General features: G+C 57.8%; 19 protein-coding genes. 5 read left to right on the top strand and 14 right to left on the bottom strand.

Annotated features, from left to right (window positions below):
- Nucleotides 1-218: 218 nt before the first annotated feature.
- The 3 genes from AC2FLX_RS00400 (at nt 219) to AC2FLX_RS00390 (ending at nt 3,576) form a co-directional block, all read left to right on the top strand.
- Nucleotides 219-1,292 carry an AI-2E family transporter gene (locus AC2FLX_RS00400; protein WP_496809569.1) on the top strand — a complete coding sequence of 358 codons (1,074 nt, stop codon included), beginning with the start codon at nt 219-221 and terminating at the stop codon, nt 1,290-1,292.
- The gene (locus AC2FLX_RS00395; protein WP_496809570.1) at nt 1,293-1,970 is read left to right on the top strand and encodes an HdaA/DnaA family protein; all 678 of its coding nucleotides are present in this window, start codon (nt 1,293-1,295) and stop codon (nt 1,968-1,970) included. It abuts the gene before it with no gap.
- A 61-nt stretch (nt 1,971-2,031) separates the two neighbouring features.
- On the top strand, nt 2,032-3,576 hold the full coding sequence (locus AC2FLX_RS00390; protein WP_480751175.1) for a Ppx/GppA family phosphatase: 1,545 nt from the start codon (nt 2,032-2,034) through the stop codon (nt 3,574-3,576).
- Between the two features lie 7 nt (nt 3,577-3,583).
- Here AC2FLX_RS00390 and AC2FLX_RS00385 read toward each other — a convergent pair whose 3' ends face one another.
- The 8 genes from AC2FLX_RS00385 to AC2FLX_RS00350 all read right to left on the bottom strand — a co-directional run bounded on the left by AC2FLX_RS00385 (nt 3,584) and on the right by AC2FLX_RS00350 (nt 10,509).
- Nucleotides 3,584-4,006 carry a hypothetical protein gene (locus AC2FLX_RS00385; protein WP_480751052.1) on the bottom strand — a complete coding sequence of 141 codons (423 nt, stop codon included), beginning with the start codon at nt 4,004-4,006 and terminating at the stop codon, nt 3,584-3,586.
- On the bottom strand, nt 4,003-5,016 hold the full coding sequence (locus AC2FLX_RS00380) for an endonuclease/exonuclease/phosphatase family protein (protein ID WP_496807670.1): 1,014 nt from the start codon (nt 5,014-5,016) through the stop codon (nt 4,003-4,005). Before AC2FLX_RS00380 ends, AC2FLX_RS00385 begins: the two co-directional genes overlap by 4 nt.
- Before the next feature lie 5 nt (nt 5,017-5,021).
- Complete coding sequence (locus AC2FLX_RS00375; protein ID WP_496809571.1) at nt 5,022-5,702, bottom strand: TerB family tellurite resistance protein; 681 nt, start codon at nt 5,700-5,702, stop codon at nt 5,022-5,024.
- Nucleotides 5,703-5,747: 45 nt separating this feature from the next.
- Nucleotides 5,748-6,236, bottom strand: a complete 489-nt coding sequence (locus tag AC2FLX_RS00370; protein WP_496746244.1) for a GNAT family N-acetyltransferase — start codon at nt 6,234-6,236, stop codon at nt 5,748-5,750.
- Entirely contained in the window at nt 6,233-6,835 is a 603-nt protein-coding gene (locus tag AC2FLX_RS00365; RefSeq protein ID WP_480751057.1) for a VOC family protein, read from the bottom strand. Before AC2FLX_RS00365 ends, AC2FLX_RS00370 begins: the two co-directional genes overlap by 4 nt.
- A 65-nt stretch (nt 6,836-6,900) precedes the next feature.
- Nucleotides 6,901-7,386: an MAPEG family protein gene (locus AC2FLX_RS00360; protein ID WP_496809572.1), complete on the bottom strand. Its 486-nt coding sequence runs from the start codon at nt 7,384-7,386 to the stop codon at nt 6,901-6,903.
- The gene (gene scpA / locus AC2FLX_RS00355) at nt 7,379-9,505 is read right to left on the bottom strand and encodes a methylmalonyl-CoA mutase (protein WP_480751060.1); all 2,127 of its coding nucleotides are present in this window, start codon (nt 9,503-9,505) and stop codon (nt 7,379-7,381) included. Before scpA ends, AC2FLX_RS00360 begins: the two co-directional genes overlap by 8 nt.
- Entirely contained in the window at nt 9,502-10,509 is a 1,008-nt protein-coding gene (locus tag AC2FLX_RS00350) for a hypothetical protein (protein ID WP_496809573.1), read from the bottom strand. Before AC2FLX_RS00350 ends, scpA begins: the two co-directional genes overlap by 4 nt.
- 41 nt (nt 10,510-10,550) lie before the next feature.
- On the opposite strand from AC2FLX_RS00350, the gene AC2FLX_RS00345 reads away from it, so the two are divergent.
- Nucleotides 10,551-10,997, top strand: coding sequence for a DUF4174 domain-containing protein (locus AC2FLX_RS00345; RefSeq protein WP_496809574.1), 447 nt, complete (start codon nt 10,551-10,553; stop codon nt 10,995-10,997).
- 98 nt (nt 10,998-11,095) lie between these two features.
- Here AC2FLX_RS00345 and AC2FLX_RS00340 read toward each other — a convergent pair whose 3' ends face one another.
- Both AC2FLX_RS00340 and AC2FLX_RS00335 read right to left on the bottom strand, forming a co-directional pair.
- Nucleotides 11,096-13,141 (bottom strand): ATP-binding protein, encoded by a 2,046-nt coding sequence (locus AC2FLX_RS00340; protein ID WP_496809575.1) that lies wholly within the window; start codon nt 13,139-13,141, stop codon nt 11,096-11,098.
- Nucleotides 13,142-13,264: 123 nt separating this feature from the next.
- Nucleotides 13,265-13,465, bottom strand: coding sequence for a hypothetical protein (locus AC2FLX_RS00335; protein ID WP_496809576.1), 201 nt, complete (start codon nt 13,463-13,465; stop codon nt 13,265-13,267).
- A gap of 656 nt (nt 13,466-14,121) precedes the next feature.
- On the opposite strand from AC2FLX_RS00335, the gene AC2FLX_RS00330 reads away from it, so the two are divergent.
- Nucleotides 14,122-15,261, top strand: a complete 1,140-nt coding sequence (locus AC2FLX_RS00330) for a DcaP family trimeric outer membrane transporter (protein WP_480751068.1) — start codon at nt 14,122-14,124, stop codon at nt 15,259-15,261.
- Between the two features lie 86 nt (nt 15,262-15,347).
- Here AC2FLX_RS00330 and AC2FLX_RS00325 read toward each other — a convergent pair whose 3' ends face one another.
- The 4 genes from AC2FLX_RS00325 to AC2FLX_RS00310 form a co-directional block, all read right to left on the bottom strand.
- Nucleotides 15,348-15,701: a hypothetical protein gene (locus tag AC2FLX_RS00325; RefSeq protein WP_480751069.1), complete on the bottom strand. Its 354-nt coding sequence runs from the start codon at nt 15,699-15,701 to the stop codon at nt 15,348-15,350.
- Nucleotides 15,695-15,868: a hypothetical protein gene (locus AC2FLX_RS00320; protein WP_496809577.1), complete on the bottom strand. Its 174-nt coding sequence runs from the start codon at nt 15,866-15,868 to the stop codon at nt 15,695-15,697. The genes AC2FLX_RS00325 and AC2FLX_RS00320 overlap by 7 nt, the downstream gene beginning before the upstream one ends.
- Complete coding sequence (locus AC2FLX_RS00315; RefSeq protein ID WP_480751073.1) at nt 15,868-16,353, bottom strand: DUF6497 family protein; 486 nt, start codon at nt 16,351-16,353, stop codon at nt 15,868-15,870. The genes AC2FLX_RS00320 and AC2FLX_RS00315 overlap by 1 nt, the downstream gene beginning before the upstream one ends.
- 251 nt (nt 16,354-16,604) lie before the next feature.
- Nucleotides 16,605-18,137 (bottom strand): acyl-CoA carboxylase subunit beta, encoded by a 1,533-nt coding sequence (locus AC2FLX_RS00310; RefSeq protein WP_496809578.1) that lies wholly within the window; start codon nt 18,135-18,137, stop codon nt 16,605-16,607.
- Nucleotides 18,138-18,259 lie beyond the last annotated feature (122 nt).

The following is an 18,259-nucleotide window of genomic DNA, read 5'->3' as shown; positions in this document are numbered from 1 at the left end:
CGAGGCAAGGCAGCACGTCATTGCGGCTTGCGGACCGTCAAGGTGTGGGAGTTCACAGATTTTGCATTCTGCTTCATGCTTCAACACCGTTCAATTTGGCAGGCAGAGCAATGTGTGACATTGCCTTAGGGTAATAACCCGTAGCCAAGGAACGGGTTGCATCAAACCCACGCATCGGCCAAGAACTGAAGAAGGAAAGCGGTAACGGGAACAAAACCATGGCTTTGCCCGTCAGGGACCAACTCAGATACTGGGGCATTGCAGCGGTGGTTTTTGTCGCCGCTTTGTGGTTGCTGGGCGACGTGCTTTTGCCATTCGTGATCGGGGGAGCCATCGCTTATTTCCTTGATCCGGTTGCCGACCGGCTGGAACGTATGGGGTTGTCACGGTCGGCTGCAACGGCGGTCATAACGATTTTGTCGGTGCTGGTTTTTGTTTTGATGTTTCTGATGGTGGTTCCAGCGTTGATCACGCAGCTGATCGATCTGGTCGAGATTTTGCCGTCGCTATTCAAAGATCTGCGCAGTTTCATTGAAAAACAGTTTCCCTCGCTGCTCGACCAGCATTCCAATACCCACCAGTTTCTCGTCTCAGTCGGTGAGACCCTGAAATCCAAGACCGGCGATGTGCTGCAAACCGTGGTGGCGTCGCTCGGCTCGGCGATCAATGTAGTTATCCTGCTGGTCATCGTGCCAGTGGTGGCGGTCTATTTGCTGCTTGACTGGGATCGAATGATCGAGCGCATAGACCAGCTTTTGCCGATGGACCACGCCCCCGTGATCAGGCGGCTCGCGAGAGAAATCGATCAGGTTCTGGCCTCGTTCGTGCGCGGGATGGGGACGGTCTGTCTGATTCTTGGCACCTATTATGCTGTTGCCCTCATGATTGTCGGGCTGCAGTTCGGGCTGATCGTAGGATTCATCGCAGGGCTTGTGACCTTCATCCCATATCTGGGAGCACTGATCGGCGGGTCTCTGGCCATCGGGCTGGCCCTGTTTCAGTTCTGGGGCGACTGGGCCTCAATCGGGTTGGTTGCGGGCATCTTTGCTGCTGGCCAGATTGCCGAGGGAAATTTTCTGACCCCGAAACTCGTGGGCAGTTCAGTCGGCCTGCATCCTGTGTGGCTTCTGCTGGCGCTTTCGGTATTCGGCGCACTCTTCGGCTTTGTCGGGATGCTGATCGCGGTTCCGGTTGCCGCTGCACTTGGGGTGCTTGCACGTTTCGGCGCGGGACAATATCTGACAAGTCGCCTTTATCTGGGGCTGACCGCACAGGATCAGGACGACGACTGAATGGCCGAGCAACTCAGCTTTGACCTCCCGGCCAAGACGGCACTGGGGCGCGAGGATTTCTTTGTCTCGCCAGCAAATGCACTGGCGGTTGCGATGATCTCCGCCTCGACCTGGCCGGGAAACAAACTGGTACTGACCGGGCCTGAAGGGGCGGGCAAAACCCATCTGGCGCATGTCTGGGCCGGCGAGAGAGGCGCGCGCATCGTTCACGCTTCTGACCTGCGGCACGAAGAGGTGCCGGAACTGGCGCAGCACCCTGTTGCCGTCGAGGACGTGCCTGATATTGCTAGTGACATCGAGTGTCAGAAAACGCTGTTCCACCTGCACAATCTGGCTCTGGCCGAAGGCAGGTCGCTCTTGATGACTGGCCGTTTGCCCCCTGTCTTGTGGGCACTGCCGCTGGCCGATCTGCAAAGTCGCATCCAAGGTGCGCATCACGTGGCGCTTGATCCGCCCGACGACGCACTCTTGGGCGCGGTTCTGGCCAAGCTCTTTGTCGACCGCCAGCTCAATCCCGGCCCCGATGTCATATCGTATCTCATCAAACACATGGACCGCCGGTTCGCATCCGCTTCTGAAGTGGTAGACCAGCTTGACCGCCTCGCACTGGCAGAAAAACGCGAAATCACGCGCGCCCTGGCTGTCAGGGTGCTCAACTATGACGCAGGCCAGGGATGATCCTGCAATTGACCCTATCCCGGCGATTTCGCATCCTGCCGACGCCATGACCGGGGGAGAGATGGAAAAACCAATCGCAACCACCGCGCCAGATTGGGGACCCTTCGGAAGGCCCCTGTTCGACGACCCAAGCGCACGCGCCTTGTCGCGCGTTGGGGTCGTTGACGTCGGGTCGAACTCGGTCCGGATGGTCGTGTTCGATGGCGCGGCCAGGTCGCCCGCGTATTTCTACAACGAAAAGGTCATGTGCGCGTTGGGTGCAGGCCTGTCGGAATCCGGACGCCTGAACCCTGAAGGCCGAACCCGCGCCCTTGCGGCCTTGCGTCGGTTCAAACACCTGTCGCGCGATCTGGACATGCCGCCCTTGCACGTCGTTGCCACCGCTGCGGTCCGCGAAGCCGAGGACGGGCCGGAGTTTTGCGCCGAGGTCCAGCGGGAAACCGGCCTGAACATCGAGGTCATCAACGGCGAGGAAGAGGCCCGGCTGTCTGCGCAGGGCGTTTTGCTGGGTTGGCCCGGCGCCTATGGACTGATCTGCGACATGGGCGGCTCGTCCATGGAGTTGGCCGAGATCGGCGGCGGAAAAGTCGGTCGCCGCCTTACCTCTCCGCTTGGGCCTCTGAAGCTGCGTGATATCAAGGGCGGACGTCGCGGCCGCAAGGACCACATCAAGCAGGTGATGGAACAGCTGCGAGATCAGTTAGGCCCACAACGGGACCGCCTGTTTCTGGTTGGTGGCAGTTGGCGCGCTTTTGCCCGGATCGACATGGCGCGGCGCGGTTACCCGTTGAAGGTTCTGCATGAATACCGAATGAGCACCAAACAGGTGCGCGCCACCATCAAGTTCATCGAAAACTCGGACCCGGAAAAGCTGCGTGCAAAGGCGGGCGTTTCCGGCTCGCGCATGGCGCTGGTCCCCTATGCAATGGACGTTCTTGCCCGCCTGATCCGCACCTTCAAGCCCAAGGATATCGCCATTTCCAGCTATGGAATCCGCGAGGGTCTGCTTTATGAACAGATGCCGCAACGCCTGCGCGACCGCGATCCACTGATTGAGGCGAGCTATTTCGCGGAATCCAAAGACGCCCGCCTGCCGGGTTTTGGCAAGTACCTGTTCGAATTCGTGATGCCCCTGTTCAAATCGGTGCCGCCTGCCAGAGTGAGGCTGATCAAGGCGGCATGTCTTCTGCATGACGTGTCCTGGCGGGCGCATCCCGACTATCGGGCCGAGATTTGCTTCGACAACGTCACACGCGCAAACCTTGGCGGTCTGAAGCACTCTGAACGGATATTCATCGGCCTCGCGTTGCAGCACCGCTACCGCAACAAACGCGACAAGGCTCAATTCGACCCGCTATACGCTCTTCTGGATGAAAAGGGTCAAAAACAGGCCGAGATTTTGGGCAAGGCGATGCGGTTCGGGGCCATGCTTTGGATGCAGCACGAGGTGAGAATGGGGCAACTCAGGTTTTATCCGAAAAAGCTGGAGCTTGAGCTTGTGCTGCCCAAGGAAACCGTGCCGCTTTTCAGCGAAATTGCCGCTGCGAGACTCGATTCACTGGCCGAGGCGCTGAGTGCCAAGGTCCGCATCATCGTTAAAGACTGAACCTTTCTCAGATGTCGATTTCCGGACCGGGGGCCGTTTTGTCCTGCGGCGGTTCCTGTTCTTCCTCAGGGGTCTCGGACTGTGGTTTTCTGCGTATGATGATGTCTCCGTTCGGCAGCATTTCGGGCACTTCGTAAACACTCCAATCCTGAATGTTGCGCGCCAGATCGGCAAGTGCCGGGCCCATCTCTTCCATGAAGGATCGCATAGAGGGGCCAAGCTGCTGTGTCAGGTCACGCAGATTGTCCAGTGTCGGCTCCATCTCTTTCCTCAACCCTTCAAAGAACAGTTCAGCCCCCTGCTCCATCAGTGATTTTCCGGTCTCTTCTTCGGCAAGCACAGGAACCGGCGCCAGGACAATTGCGGTGATGACAAGGACAGATCGCATCCAGTGAATATAGGGCGCGCCATCCATGCGTTCAAAGGTCATATCTGAATATCCAATGTCACGGGGAAATGATCGGATGCGGTTAGCAAGGCATCGCGGAGCTCCGGAACGTTCCAGCAATCTGGATCGTCAAATGGATGCCAGATACGCCAAACCGGGTCTTTGTCTCGCAGGCCGGGGCTGATCATGATGTAGTCGAGCAGAGCCTGAAGAAAGCGCCCGTCGCCCGGCATCTGGAACCGCGCCGTCGCAGGAACCGCCCCCGGCCTTAGTTGGCTCGCCTTGGCCGCATGGGGGTCGAACAACCCGGCGTCCAGAAGAATCTCGACCGAAGAACGACCAAAAAGGTGTTCGAATTCATCCAACCCCGGACCGTCGTTCATGTCGCCCAGCAAGATGACCTCTTCGCAAGCATCCAGATGCTGTTCAATACGCTGCTTAAGCCAGATCGCCTGGGCCAGTTGCTTGCGCCGGTTTGCGATAGAAATCTGTATTGCCTCGTCGCGCCTTTGTGCGCCATGGGGTGCTTTGGATTTCAGGTGTGCGCCGATCAGCCGCAGGTCATTGCCCGCCTTGGTTCGGATTGCAAGTTCGATGGGAGGTTTGGAAAACCGGATCAGATCTTGGGTGGCGTCAATGTCGAGGTCGATCCGGAAAACACTGTCAAAGCGGGGGGCCTCCGTGCTGCCTTTCTTGCCGGTCTCCTCTCCTTTCGGGTCATGTCGCGCTTGCAATGCATCGGGATCATAAAGCAAAGCCAATTCCTGATGCGTTTCGTTGGCAAATCCCATGACCGCGCGTTGGGTCCGAAGATCGAAAGTTGCGGCAAACTCCTGCAGGGCACGCACGGTATTCTGCGTTCGACCGGTGTTCGGAGCTTCGACAACAAGGATGGCATCAGCGTCCATCGCTGTCATCACCTTGGCCACGGCCTCGACCTGCTGAGCCTTGGTCACGTCGTGCCGTCCCGACCAGCTGTCATCAACGATCAGATGGTCATCCCTGTCAAAGAGATTGGCGAACCATTCCACGTTATAGGTCGCCAACCGCATCGTTTTTAAGCCCTTGCGCCGTTGATCTCGTCCCAGGCGCGATTGATATCAATCATCTTCTTCTCGGCCAGTCGCACCGCCTCTTCCGGAACACCGCGGGCCATCATAGCATCCGGGTGCGTGTCGCGCACAAGCTGTCGCCATACCTTTCGGATTTCCCCCAGCGGCATGTCGGAGGGAACACCAAGGACTGTGTAGGGGTCGGTCGGCGCATCTGGAACGAAACGGGCGCGCAGGGCTTTGAATTGGGCGTCTGTTTGCCCGAATATCCGGCTGACCTCTTCGAGAAACTCGTTCTCGCCAGGGTGATAGAACCCGTCGGCCAAGGCGATGTGGAACAACCCTTCCATCAAGTCGCAGAGCGTGGTGCTGTCCTCGGAGAACATCTTTTGTATGTTTCGCGCATAGTCCTGAAAGCCCGCTACATCTGTGCGCGCCATGTTGAACACACGTGCTGCGCCTGCCTCGTCCTCGGGGGCGATTCTGAAGACTTCCCGAAACGCCGTCACCTCGTCGCGCGTCACCTGCCCGTCGGCTTTTGCCATTTTGGCGCCAAGGGCAATGACAGCAATGGTGAAGGCCACCGACTTTTCAGGAGGCGTGCGCAGCCGTTCGAATACGGTGGCAAGACTTTCCCCCTGCGCCAATGCGCTCAGGGCATCTGTTATGCGGGTCCAGATCGACATGAGGCCACCCTATCCCGCGAGAGAGCCGGTGTCAGGTGCGACGAATCATACCCCAGACAGGATTTTTTGCATCAACACCAGATCAAGCCACTTTCCCCACTTTCGGCCCACCTGAGGCATCCGGCCAACCTCGCAAAACCCAATCGCCTTGTGAAAGGCGATAGCGGAAGGATTTGCGGCGGAGATGCCTGCAACCAGAACATGCACGCCATCCTTCCGTGCTTGAATTTCGAGCTGCTCCATCAAAGCGCGTCCCAATCCCTGCCCTCGCGCGTCTGAGGCAAGCAGTACCGAATGCTCGCGCGTATGAGCATAGCCGGGACCGCTTCGGAAGGGCGCATAGGTGGCAAACCCAACGCATTTTCTGTTCAGCTCCGCCACCAGATACCCCTCGCCGCGCGCTCCAATATCTGCCGCAATGCTTTCCGGGCTGCGTTCTGCCGAGGTAAACGTGATCAACGTCTCCCGTATGATGGCATTGGTTATGTCGGCAATGGCCGACGCATCTTCGGAACTTGCACGGCGGATAGTCATTCCAGAATCCGCATTCCGTGGGGCGTGTCGAACTTGGCCTTCAATCCGGGGTCGCCGGGCTCGATGTTGACCCATTTCAGTGGCCCGAGAAGGCCGGAAAGATCGTCCGCAAGCGGGTGAGACACGGTCAGTCGCCTTAGGGTACAGCCACTTTGCGTAAGCATGCCCGACGGATGCAGGTTTCCTTGCCATTCGATGAGCGCCGGAAACAGGTTGTCGAAGGGCAGCGCACCAGATTCAGGAACGGCCATTTTCCATCGCAGTTCACCGCGCGACAGCCACATGGGCATACCAACCGTGTCCGGCATACGAGCCAGAATCGCATTCATGTCGGTCACGTGACAAATCCAGTTTGTCAGGCGAGGTGCACCGGAAAACCTGTCCAGATCGAACCAGCGCGGCCTGCCGGGATCGGGCGATTCGGGATCGATTGCTATAGCCTCCAGGTACAGGCCATTCGCAAGCCCTAGCAGCGTGTTGTACGTTCCGAACTTGTCATGGTGCCCGCCCGGCTGCAATTTAACTCCCAAAGCTGCCTCGACATGCTCGGTCGCATCTTCAAGTGTCGCCCCGGCGACGGCAATGTGGTCCAGTTGCATGACTTACCTCCGCTTAGGCGAACCCTAGCGTTTCGTGGGCGGCGTGCAACAGTCTGATACCTGCATCAAACAAACCAAACCAATATAGACCACAAAGCGGCAACGACAGTCGGATAGAAAGTTCCTGCAAAGCCGAATCCGCGTAAGGGTGGCGACCTGTGGTAGCCCAGCCAGAACACTACGCGCATCAAGGCGAATGACATACCGAGCACGACGGCAACGGCCCCGCCAAGAACAAGGGCGACAAACGGCCAGAGCGCCAATGCGAGCACAAGTTGTTCCACCGTATTGGTCAGCACCCGCTGGTCGATGTCGGCGGCGGAATCCGGAACAAATGTTGCGCCATCAATAATTGCGTCATCAAAGAAGCGCCGCTGGGCTGCCCGCCCAATCATGGCGGCGAGAACCAGCCCCGGCAAAACAAACGCAACCGGCAGGGCCATTGGCAAAGGCAAAAATGGCAAATCCAACCGTGGCAGCAAGATGACGACAGCGAGTGCCCACAGGGCACCCGCCGCCATACCTATCAAAATGACTCCGCGCTTAGCCACGCGCTTCGCGGATCAGACGCAAGATGTCCTGTGCCGCTTCGGGAATGTTGGTACCCGGGCCAAAGATCGCCTTGACGCCCGCCTTGTGAAGGAAGTCATAATCCTGCTGCGGGATCACGCCACCGCAGATCACGATGATATCCTCAGCACCGGCTTTTTTGAGTTCTTCAACCAGTTGCGGCGCCAGCGTCTTGTGCCCCGCAGCTTGGGACGAGATGCCGACCACATGCACGTCGTTGTCGATGGCATCCTGCGCCGCCTCGGCCGGAGTCTGGAACAATGGCCCGACATCCACATCAAATCCGATATCTGCAAAGGCCGTGGCGATGACCTTGGCGCCGCGGTCGTGACCGTCCTGCCCCATCTTGACGACCAACAGGCGCGGGCGGCGCCCTTCGGCCTCGGCAAAGTCCTCGATGCTTTTCTGGATTGCCGCAAAACCCTCATCGCCCTCGTAAGCTGCGCCATACACACCGGCGAGCGTTTTCACTTCGGCGCGGTGACGTCCGAATTCCTTTTCCATCGCCATGCTGATTTCTCCTACGGATGCGCGCGCGCGCGCGGCCTCGACCGCCGCCTCGAGCAGGTTGCCGCCTCCCTTGGCGCGGCGGGTAAGTTCGTTCAGGGCTGCGATACAGGCTTCCTCGTCACGGTCGGCCCGCATTTTATCAAGCCGCGCAATCTGCGCCTCGCGCACCGCTACGTTATCCACATCAAGGATATCGATCGGGTCTTCCTTTTCTTTGCGGTACTTGTTGACACCAACGATCACCTCTTCGCCGCGGTCGATCATTGCCTGACGGCGGGCTGCCGATTCCTCGATTCTGAGCTTGGGCATGCCGCTTTCGACAGCCTTGGTCATGCCGCCCATCTCTTCGACTTCCTGCATCAAGGCCCAGGCTTTTTCGATCAGTTCGTTAGTGAGGCTTTCGACATAGTAAGACCCTGCCAAAGGATCGACCACATCGGTCACGCCGGTTTCCTCCTGCAAAACGAGCTGCGTGTTGCGCGCGATACGGGCCGAAAAATCGGTCGGCAACGCAATCGCCTCGTCCAGCGCGTTGGTGTGCAGCGACTGGGTGCCGCCCAACACTGCGCTCATCGCCTCATAGGCAGTGCGAATCACGTTGTTGTAGGGATCCTGCTCCTGCAGCGACACCCCCGAGGTCTGGCAATGGGTGCGTAGCATCTTTGAACGTTCGCTTTTCGCCCCGAACTCGGTCATCACCCGGTGCCACAACGTGCGCGCGGCACGGAGTTTGGCGATTTCCATGAAGAAATTCATGCCAATGGCAAAAAAGAAACTGAGCCTCCCGGCGAATTTGTCCACATCCATGCCCGCATTGATCGCCGCGCGCACGTACTCGCGCCCGTCGGCCAGCGTATAGGCCAGTTCCTGCACCAGGTTCGCCCCGGCCTCTTGCATGTGATAGCCCGAGATCGAAATCGAGTTGAACTTTGGCATCTCGTTTGATGTGAATTCGATAATGTCCGAGATGATCCGCATCGAAGGCTTGGGCGGATAGATATAAGTGTTGCGCACCATAAACTCTTTCAGAATGTCGTTCTGAATGGTCCCGGAGAGCACCGATTTGTCATGACCCTGTTCTTCGCCCGCAACGATGAAGCTGGCGAGAACCGGAACGACAGCGCCGTTCATTGTCATCGACACCGACACCTTGTCGAGTGGGATGCCGTCGAACAGAATTTTCATGTCTTCGACGCTGTCGATAGCCACACCGGCCTTGCCCACATCGCCCACCACTCGAGGGTGGTCACTGTCGTAACCGCGGTGAGTAGCCAGATCGAAGGCCACTGAAACACCTTGCTGACCGGCTGCCAGATTACGGCGGTAAAAGGCGTTCGATTCCTCGGCCGTCGAAAAACCGGCATATTGCCGGATCGTCCATGGGCGGCCTGCATACATGGTTGCCTTGACGCCACGAGTGAAAGGGCCAAATCCCGGCAACGTGCCCATATGCGCCAGCTCTGCCGTATCCGCTTCGGTATAGAGCGGTTTGACCTTGATCCCTTCCAGAGTCGTCTTGTCAAGGTCTTCAACGGGTCGGCCGCGCAGTTCCTTTTCGGCCAGCGCGCGCCAGTCGTCGGTTTTGGTCATGATGTCTTCCTCTTGTGGATATCGGTCGCGACAGGAGATGCCCCGTCAGGTTTTGTTTCCTGGCCCTCGATCAGAACGGCGAGCCCATTGGCGCCACCGGCAAGCCAGTCCAGGTCAGCGGTGTGGGCCACGTTCAGCACGGCGGACTGTTCCAGAGTGAAAGGGGATGCGGCGAGCAAATTCTCGGGATCTTCCGGGATGCAGGTCGTGGGGCACCAGGGGCGCTCGGCCGCGTTCAAATGCTTGGCCTTATGGGCCACTGGTGTGGGTCGCCCAATCATATGTGCAAATTGCAAATCCGGATGACCGGCATAGCTTTCATATGGCAGAATCGACAGGCGGACACCGGGAGCAGCCAATGCGACATCAGTGATGACTTCTCGCCAACTGCGCTTGTTCATGGCCAACCAGTCTAGAATAACTGGTTCCGGCATCGTTCGACCTTTTTGCAATTGAAACGCAAGGACCGACGCCCAATAGTCCTCCAGTTGACGGATATTCAGTACGATATCCGTCACGCCGCCGTCGAAGAATCCGGCAAAAACAGAAAGCCGCGCGCCAGCTGCTGGATACAGGGTTGCTTCTCTGAGGCTTTGCCCCATTGTCCCAAGGATATTCTCGTCACTCACAATGAGACATTGGATCCCACGTTTTGCCGCGCGTTTGGATTGCACCCTGATACGCTCCGCAGCCGCTTCGCGGACTTGAGTAGCGATTTCCGTGTTTCCAAATCCTGGGCACAACTTGTTCCGAATCCTCGGAGGCCCCCAGAAGCCGATTCCGTTTTGCTCAAGAAACTCCGAGTTATCGCGCAGGTAGTGTTGGAAACTCGTCGTGGCACAGCGATGAGCGCCGAGGTGAAGAATGACGCGCAGATTTTGGCCGTCTGTCCCATCATGTGACTGCCGATGCTCTGAAAGGGGACTATTCACAGTCATGTCCACCCCTTTCGATAAGACCATTCCCGTTTTTTTTCGCAGGCGCGTCCATTTCTTCAGTCGCAATCGCCACCGTAGCCTCTATATTCAATCGAACAGGAGGCCGAATGAGACGCACGCTAGCTGTTGTTTTTTCTGCACTTATCCCCTTCGCTGCATTTGCGGCGGATGGCACGTTACCAGCGGAGGACGAGCTGATCCGTCCCGCCAGCAATAGCGACCTGACCGAGTTCTTGTGGGTCAACCGTCCCATTGTGGTCTTTGCCGACACACCTGCCGATCCCCGGTTCCAGCAACAGATCGACATGTTGCAACAAGGCGAAGCGATGCTGCGTGACCGCGATGTCGTAGTCTTGACCGACACCAATCCCCAAGAGCGCACACCTGTACGCAACAAGCTGCGTCCGCGTGGATTCCAGATGGTTCTGGTAGACAAGGACGGCGAGGTAAAGCTGCGTAAGCCCACGCCATGGAGCGTACGCGAGATTAGCCGGTCGATCGACAAGACCCCCATGCGCGAACGGGAAATCCGCGACCGGCGCGAAAGCAACTGACTCTCGCACCGGGTCGTCAAATCCCATTCAGGCAAGACGGTTTTGCCGCGTTTCACGGTGTTACCCTTTCTTCACAGTGAGAGACCTGGGTTGCCCGGTCACTCGAATTCCATGATCACTTCGTCGACAGCCAGGCTGTCTCCGGGATCGGCGTTGATCTTGGCGACGGTCCCTTTCTTTTCGGCGCGAAGAATATTTTCCATCTTCATCGCCTCGATGGTGCACAGCGCCTGACCTTCCTGCACTTCCTGGCCCACCTCGACGTCGACCTTCACGACAAGACCAGGCATCGGGCAAAGCAGCATTTTGGATGTGTCCGGTGGAAGTTTCTCGGGCATCAGGCGCGCCAATTCCGCCTGACGCGGCGTTCGCACATGCACCTTGAGATCCGCACCCCGGTTGCGGATGCGGAAACCGCCCGAGATTTTTCCGACTTTCAGAACAAGCGGTGTCCCATTGACATCCAACGTTGCCAGCTGATCCCCAGGCGTCCAGTCCGAAGCCACGCGATAGGACCCACCGCCTTCGAATGTTACTGTCGAACCAGCTGGATCCGCGTCGATTACGACGTTGTAATCAAGCCCCTGAAGGCTGACCGTCCAGTCAGTGCCCACTTTGCGTTCGTGGTTGTCCATTCGCCCAGAGACCCGAGTTCTGCGAATTTCGGCAACACGGTGCATTGCCGCGCTGGCTGCCGCGATACGGCGCAGATCATCTTGGTGCAGTGTAACGCCTTCGAACCCGTCGGGATATTCTTCGGCGATGAAAGCGGTGGTCATGTCACCTTCGACGAATTTGGGATGATCCATCACCGCACTCAGGAAGGGCAGGTTGTGGCCGATCCCCTCGACTTCGAACCCGTCGAGCGCCACACGCATCGCTTCGATGGCCTGTTCACGCGTTGGTGCCCAAGTGCACAGTTTGGCGATCATCGGGTCGTAGTACATCGAAATCTCGCCGCCCTCGTAGACCCCGGTGTCATTGCGCACCGCCGTTACACCTTCGGGTGCGTCCCCCTGCCATTTGCCGTGGGCCAGCAACGGACCTGCGGCTGTCTCGGCAGGTGGGCGATAGCGGGTCAACCGACCGATGGACGGCAGGAAGTTCCGATACGGGTCTTCGGCATACAGCCGGTTTTCGATGGCCCAGCCGTTCAGTTTCACGTCATCCTGTGTGATCGACAACGGCTCGCCCGCCGCCACACGGATCATCTGTTCCACAAGATCGACACCGGTGATCAGCTCGGTCACAGGGTGTTCTACCTGCAGGCGGGTGTTCATCTCGAGGAAATAGAAGTTCTTTTTCCCGTCCACGATGAATTCAACCGTGCCCGCACTGGAATATCCGACGGCCTTGGCCAGCGCGACTGCTTGTTCGCCCATCGCCTTGCGCGTTTCGGGATCAAGGAACGGCGACGGCGCCTCTTCGACAACTTTCTGGTTACGGCGTTGGATCGAGCATTCGCGTTCACCCAGATAGATGCCGTTGCCATGGCTGTCGCAAAGCACCTGGATTTCGATATGGCGCGGCTGGGTCACGAATTTCTCGATGAAAATCCGATCATCTCCGAAAGAGTTTGCCGCCTCGTTCTTTGACGACTGAAAGCCTTCGCGTGCCTCGGTGTCGTTCCAGGCGATCCGCATCCCCTTGCCGCCGCCACCGGCGCTGGCCTTGATCATGACCGGATAGCCGATCTCATTTGAAATCTTGACGGCCTCCTCCGCATCTTCAATGAGTCCCATGTAACCGGGAACGGTCGAGACATTTGCATCCTGAGCGATCTTCTTGGAGGTGATCTTGTCCCCCATAGCCTCGATCGCACCTTTGGGAGGGCCGACAAAGGCCACACCTTCGGCCTCGAGAGCCTCGGCAAACTTGGAGTTCTCTGACAGGAAGCCATAGCCCGGATGTACCGCCTGCGCCCCAGTTTCGCGAATGGCGTTCATTACATTGTCGATCACGATATAGGATTGGTTTGCCGGTGGCGGCCCGATGTGTACAGCCTCGTCGGCCATTTGAACATGCAAGGCCTGCTTGTCGGCGTCCGAATAGATGGCGACTGTTGCGATACCCATCTTTCTGGCAGTTTTCATAACCCGGCAGGCAATCTCGCCCCGGTTGGCGATCAGGATCTTGTTGAACATGGAACGTCCTTTGTCTTGGGATGTTTCAAATGCAAAACGCCGCTTCGGACAATATGGTCCGAAACGGCGTTCCACAGTGATTTCGGTTGGCCGGGATGTCCGACCTTAACTACAATCTGCTGATCAGCAGCTTTTCTGCACTTCGCAATACAGCAGGTTTCCTGCCGCACCAGCCGCTGCCCCGACAACCGGGTTTGCGTCAAGAACGAGCGCGCCCAGCAGGCCCGCGCTGCCACCAAAGAGTGCCTGTTCGCCTTTCGTGTCGCCACACGCGACCAAGCCCGCACAAAGCACGATGACCGAAATGAACCGAATGTTCCGCATGAGTCGCATCCCCTATCCAAGTTTGACTGCTCACGCGTGTGATGAATGGGAAATCCCAAATTTCTCAAGTCAATTCGGTGAACAGCTTGACCATGCGCAAATCTTTGCCGTGACCCTGCGAAAACCAGCCGACGGAAAAAAGCGGGCGGGTCAATGTGGGGTACATCAACCAGCCCGCTGAAGGAAGGGGTACGGAATAGTAGGTGCATGTGCGGCGCAGGCAAAGACGTGCCGCACGGCCCGGTCACTCTGCCCGCGCCGTGCTTTTCCGCCAACACGTCTGTTGGGAAGGCAGAGTTTCCGGCTAGTTTCTGCCCATTCTCTACACCCACACGCAAAATTGTGCCGACGCAAATGTGAACAGACCGGCCAACACCTGAGGTGGCTGGTGTCACATTTACGTAAGGGCCTTCATATTGATCGTTCGACTCCGCGGAGTTCCCTTCATTCCTGCTGTTCGCCGCCGCTTTGAAAGAATCACGCTTTGACAAAAGTTTGCACTCATTCTTCACGCAGGCGTGGGCATTCCGTGATGGACAATCATTTTGCCGTGAGAAATCAACGCAGACCAGTCTCGAGAACGTGATTTCACACTTGGTAAACAGCGTGAAACGCTGGCTGTGCTCACTCGCAAGACAAGGACCAAGCATATGAAAATGAACACAAAAACAACCCTCGGGTTGACTGCAGCGGCGTGCGCGTTTGCTGCTTTTCCTGCCCTGGCGGAAGACTCCGAGGAAATCGCCGAACTGCGTGCTCGGGTCGAGGCGCTGGAGGCTTCCGAAGGTGCCGCACCGTCCGGTGATTTGAACATTGGCAACACCGCAATCGACATCTACGGCTATGTCAAAGCCGACTTCTTCTATGACTTCGAGTTTGACCAGGGGGACACAGCGTTCGTCAACGTAATCGGCGAGCCGTCTGCCGCGACGGACGGTCATTTCGGCGCGACGGTTCGGCAATCGCGTATCGGCCTGCGAAGCACCACTCCGAGCGATATCGGCGACATTACCGGTCAATTGGAACTCGACCTGTTCGGTGGCTCCAGCAGCTCGCCCGAGTTGCGGGTTCGCCATGCGAACGTCCGCATTGGTGACACCTGGCTGATCGGCCAGTACTGGACCAACTTCATGCCCCTGGCAGAATATCCAACCACGGTCGAATTCAACGGTCCGGTTGGTATTGCTTTCGCACGTGTGCCTCAGGTCAGATACACGGCGGATATTGCCGCCAATACGGTGTTCAGCGCGTCGGTCGAGGAAAACGTTTCGGGCTCTGCTTCCGACGATCCGGTTCTCACCGCAGCCGTTGCGTACAGCACTGACCGGTTCTCGCTTCGCGCGGCCGGCCTTTACGGGACAGCTACGTCGGGCGGCGCAGAAGTCGATCAAACTGGGATTACCCTTGCGGGTTCGGTCCGCCCTTGGGAAGGCGGTCTTTTTCAGGTCACGTACGTGAACGGTGAAGCCCTTGGTCCCTGGTTGATCGGCGTGGGCAATGCGATTGTCGGCGGCCAAGCCAATGACGTGGACGGCTATACCATCGAGTTGCGGCAAGACCTGGGCAACAGATGGAATGTCGGCGTAGCTTACGGCAGAGAGGACTATGACCTTCCCACGTCGACCGGGACCCTGTCTTTCACGGAATTGGAAACCATCCACGTGAACGCCTTTTACCAGGCCACCGACAATCTGACACTGATGGCCGAATACATCTATGGCGAACGCAATGACGTCATTTCGGGAAACACCTTTGACGGCAGTCGCGTGCAACTTGCGGCTCAGTGGACATTCTGACACCACATTCCGGCCCTGCCCCATTCCGGGCAGGGCCTTGTCCGCAACATTGCGCGAGACAGTGTATGCGACGGCCGGGAGCATGTTCAGCTAGCCCCCCCGAAAACGCCCGGAAACGTCTGCCGCGCGGCATCCACATCGATCACTAGTAGCGCGCTATAGCTTTCAGGATCGAATGGGTCCTCTGCCGGGATCACCTCGCGTCCGAACAGCCAGCTCAACCGTCCAGCATCGAGATTGCCGCGCTCAAAGGGTTGATCGCCAAAATGTTCCCACAGTGCTTCGAAAAAGACTGCATCCGCTTTGCGGTCAACAGCCTTGCGGTCGCGGAACCTTTCGCGACGCGTCAATGGCGTCACACCTTTGGGATTGGCCCGGCGTATCGTGAACTGGAAATCGGTGCCGGGAAGGCGGCCGGGAAAACCACGATGCTTCAGCATGGCAGCGCCTCCTCGTGCAGAGGGGCGAAGGCTAACGCAGGTATCATCGTGGCGTCGGGATAGTGCCGGAACAGGCATCCGGATGCGACTTGGGTCATCTTTTTCGCTTTCAGAACCATCTGGCACGGTTGAGGGGCCAGAAACAGTGTAGAGGTTGCATTCAACATCAGAGCCCCTCCCATACGCAGGCGGCATTTTCCAGCCTATAAGCTTCAAAGTACTGGGTCGCAGCCTTCTGAGTTTGCCCAAATTCCACCTCACGATCTGCCATCGAGATGATCACGCGAGCCGGTTCCAACTGGTGCCTGGCGACGTACGGCACGGCCAGGGTATCGCAGAGATGGTCCATATCGTGGGTCGCCACGTCATGCCCGATCTGCCCTATCTCTGACCCGATTCCGGGTGCTACGAACCGGAAGCGGACCCAAAGTTCGCCCGGATTGGTATCCAGCAGAACCTCATCCAGCCAGACTTCCTGACCGGACGGCACCGGCAGGCTGCCTTGCGCAAAGGCGTTCGTGTGCATGACCAGAGATACTGCGGTAATAAAAATGCCGCAGCCCCGGCCCCGCCAATGGCGGGCTCCTCCTGCCAGGGCTGCAGGCGCTGCGCGGTGGGCGCGCGCGGCTCTATGTACGATCGCACGGATCATGTGGGCGATTCGCCTCTGGCGTCAAATTGAGATCGCGCTTTCGGTCCGATCACTCTCGTTTCAGTCGAACTCCAAACTCTGCGTTGCCCTTTGCTGCCGGGGTGATGGACGCAATGACCCGCGCGCGACCCAAGTGCATCCCGTCCGACGCCAATAGGCACGTCGACGAACAATATAGGGAGTCTCCGATCTTGCGGTTTTTGGATCATCTGTTGTCCTTCATCGGGTGGGGCCTCTCCCACCCGAAAGCCTTACAACGGGATATTGTCGTGTTTCTTCCAAGGGTTCTTCAGCGACTTGCCTCGCAACGAGGCAAAGGCACGCGAAACCCGACGGCGGGTTGAATGCGGCATGATCACTTCGTCGATGAAGCCACGTTCGGCCGCCACAAAGGGGTTGGCGAAACGGTCTTCATAATTCTTGGCGTGCGCCGCGATCTTTTCGGCATCTCCCAAATCAGCACGGTGAATGATCTCGGTTGCGCCCTTGGCCCCCATTACCGCGATCTCTGCGGACGGCCAGGCATAGTTGAAGTCACCGCGTAAATGCTTGGACGCCATCACATCATAGGCTCCACCATAGGCCTTTCGGGTGATCACCGTGACCTTTGGAACTGTCGCCTCGCCATAGGCGAAGAGCAGTTTGGCGCCATGCTTGATCACACCGCCATATTCCTGGCTGGTGCCCGGCAAAAAGCCCGGAACATCGACGAAAGTCAGAATCGGGATTTCGAAGCAGTCGCAGAAACGCACGAAACGAGCAGCCTTGCGGCTGGAGTCGATGTCGAGACAACCTGCCAGCACCATCGGCTGATTGGCAACAACGCCCACAGTCTGCCCTTCAAGTCGGATGAAGCCGGTGATAATGTTCTTGGCGTAGTCTTCCTGAATCTCATAGAAGTCACCCTCATCCGCTACTTTGGCGATCAGTTCCTTCATGTCGTAGGGCGTGTTCGGGTTCTCTGGAACCAGCGTATCCAACGACGCCTCGATCCGGCCCGGTTCATCAAAGAATGGGCGCACGGGCGGCTTTTCGCGGTTGTTGAGCGGCAGGAAGTCCACCAGACGCCGCACCTCGGCCAGCGCCTCAACATCATTTTCGAATGCACCATCGGCGACCGAAGATTTTCTGGTGTGGGTCGAGGCCCCACCCAGCTCCTCGGCAGTGACCACCTCGTTGGTGACGGTTTTGACCACATCGGGACCGGTCACGAACATGTATGAGGTATCCTTGACCATGAAGATAAAGTCAGTCATTGCCGGAGAATAGACCGCGCCACCAGCACAGGGACCCATGATCACGCTGATCTGCGGCACCACGCCCGAGGCCATGATGTTGCGCTGGAACACTTCGGCGTATCCGGCCAGCGAGGCGACACCTTCCTGGATTCGCGCGCCACCCGAGTCGTTCAGGCCGATCACCGGCGCGCCGTTTTGCACAGCCATATCCATGATCTTACAGATCTTCTGTGCATGCGTTTCCGATAACGATCCACCAAAAACCGTAAAGTCCTGGCTGAATACATATACCATGCGCCCGTTGATCGTCCCCCAGCCGGTGACGACCCCGTCGCCCGCAGGCCTTTGTTTTTCCATCCCGAAATCGGTGCAGCGGTGTGAAACGAACATGTCGAATTCTTCGAAGCTGTCTTCGTCTAGCAGCAGCTCGATCCGCTCGCGCGCTGTCAGTTTACCGCGCCCGTGCTGCGCATCGATCCGCTTTTGCCCACCCCCCAGGCGCGCTGCTTCGCGGCGACCTTCAAGTTCGGAAAGGATGTCTTTCATCGCGATTGTCCCCTTTAAAATTTGACCGGACCATATAGCGTGTCTTGCATCATCCAAAGAACAATTCGGCAAATTTGCAAAGTATTGGCAATCTTTTATTTGCTAAATGAAAATTGGCTAAT

It is taken from the genome of Ruegeria sp. YKSF57 (genome assembly GCF_059612585.1).
The sequence above is the reverse complement of the archived record's forward strand: the minus strand, read 5'-3'. Positions and strand labels throughout refer to the sequence as shown.

What these genes read in the sequence shown, in the direction of transcription:
- AC2FLX_RS00400 (WP_496809569.1), top strand. Translation starts at nt 219, where the DNA reads ATGGCTTTGCCCGTCAGGGACCAACTCAGATACTGGGGCATTGCAGCG.
- AC2FLX_RS00395 (WP_496809570.1), top strand. Translation starts at nt 1,293, where the DNA reads ATGGCCGAGCAACTCAGCTTTGACCTCCCGGCCAAGACGGCACTGGGG.
- AC2FLX_RS00390 (WP_480751175.1), top strand. Translation starts at nt 2,032, where the DNA reads ATGGAAAAACCAATCGCAACCACCGCGCCAGATTGGGGACCCTTCGGA.
- AC2FLX_RS00385 (WP_480751052.1), bottom strand. Translation starts at nt 4,006, where the DNA reads ATGACCTTTGAACGCATGGATGGCGCGCCCTATATTCACTGGATGCGA.
- AC2FLX_RS00380 (WP_496807670.1), bottom strand. Translation starts at nt 5,016, where the DNA reads ATGCGGTTGGCGACCTATAACGTGGAATGGTTCGCCAATCTCTTTGAC.
- AC2FLX_RS00375 (WP_496809571.1), bottom strand. Translation starts at nt 5,702, where the DNA reads ATGTCGATCTGGACCCGCATAACAGATGCCCTGAGCGCATTGGCGCAG.
- AC2FLX_RS00370 (WP_496746244.1), bottom strand. Translation starts at nt 6,236, where the DNA reads ATGACTATCCGCCGTGCAAGTTCCGAAGATGCGTCGGCCATTGCCGAC.
- AC2FLX_RS00365 (WP_480751057.1), bottom strand. Translation starts at nt 6,835, where the DNA reads ATGCAACTGGACCACATTGCCGTCGCCGGGGCGACACTTGAAGATGCG.
- scpA (WP_480751060.1), bottom strand. Translation starts at nt 9,505, where the DNA reads ATGACCAAAACCGACGACTGGCGCGCGCTGGCCGAAAAGGAACTGCGC.
- AC2FLX_RS00345 (WP_496809574.1), top strand. Translation starts at nt 10,551, where the DNA reads ATGAGACGCACGCTAGCTGTTGTTTTTTCTGCACTTATCCCCTTCGCT.
- AC2FLX_RS00340 (WP_496809575.1), bottom strand. Translation starts at nt 13,141, where the DNA reads ATGTTCAACAAGATCCTGATCGCCAACCGGGGCGAGATTGCCTGCCGG.
- AC2FLX_RS00335 (WP_496809576.1), bottom strand. Translation starts at nt 13,465, where the DNA reads ATGCGGAACATTCGGTTCATTTCGGTCATCGTGCTTTGTGCGGGCTTG.
- AC2FLX_RS00330 (WP_480751068.1), top strand. Translation starts at nt 14,122, where the DNA reads ATGAACACAAAAACAACCCTCGGGTTGACTGCAGCGGCGTGCGCGTTT.
- AC2FLX_RS00325 (WP_480751069.1), bottom strand. Translation starts at nt 15,701, where the DNA reads ATGCTGAAGCATCGTGGTTTTCCCGGCCGCCTTCCCGGCACCGATTTC.
- AC2FLX_RS00320 (WP_496809577.1), bottom strand. Translation starts at nt 15,868, where the DNA reads ATGTTGAATGCAACCTCTACACTGTTTCTGGCCCCTCAACCGTGCCAG.
- AC2FLX_RS00315 (WP_480751073.1), bottom strand. Translation starts at nt 16,353, where the DNA reads ATGATCCGTGCGATCGTACATAGAGCCGCGCGCGCCCACCGCGCAGCG.
- AC2FLX_RS00310 (WP_496809578.1), bottom strand. Translation starts at nt 18,137, where the DNA reads ATGAAAGACATCCTTTCCGAACTTGAAGGTCGCCGCGAAGCAGCGCGC.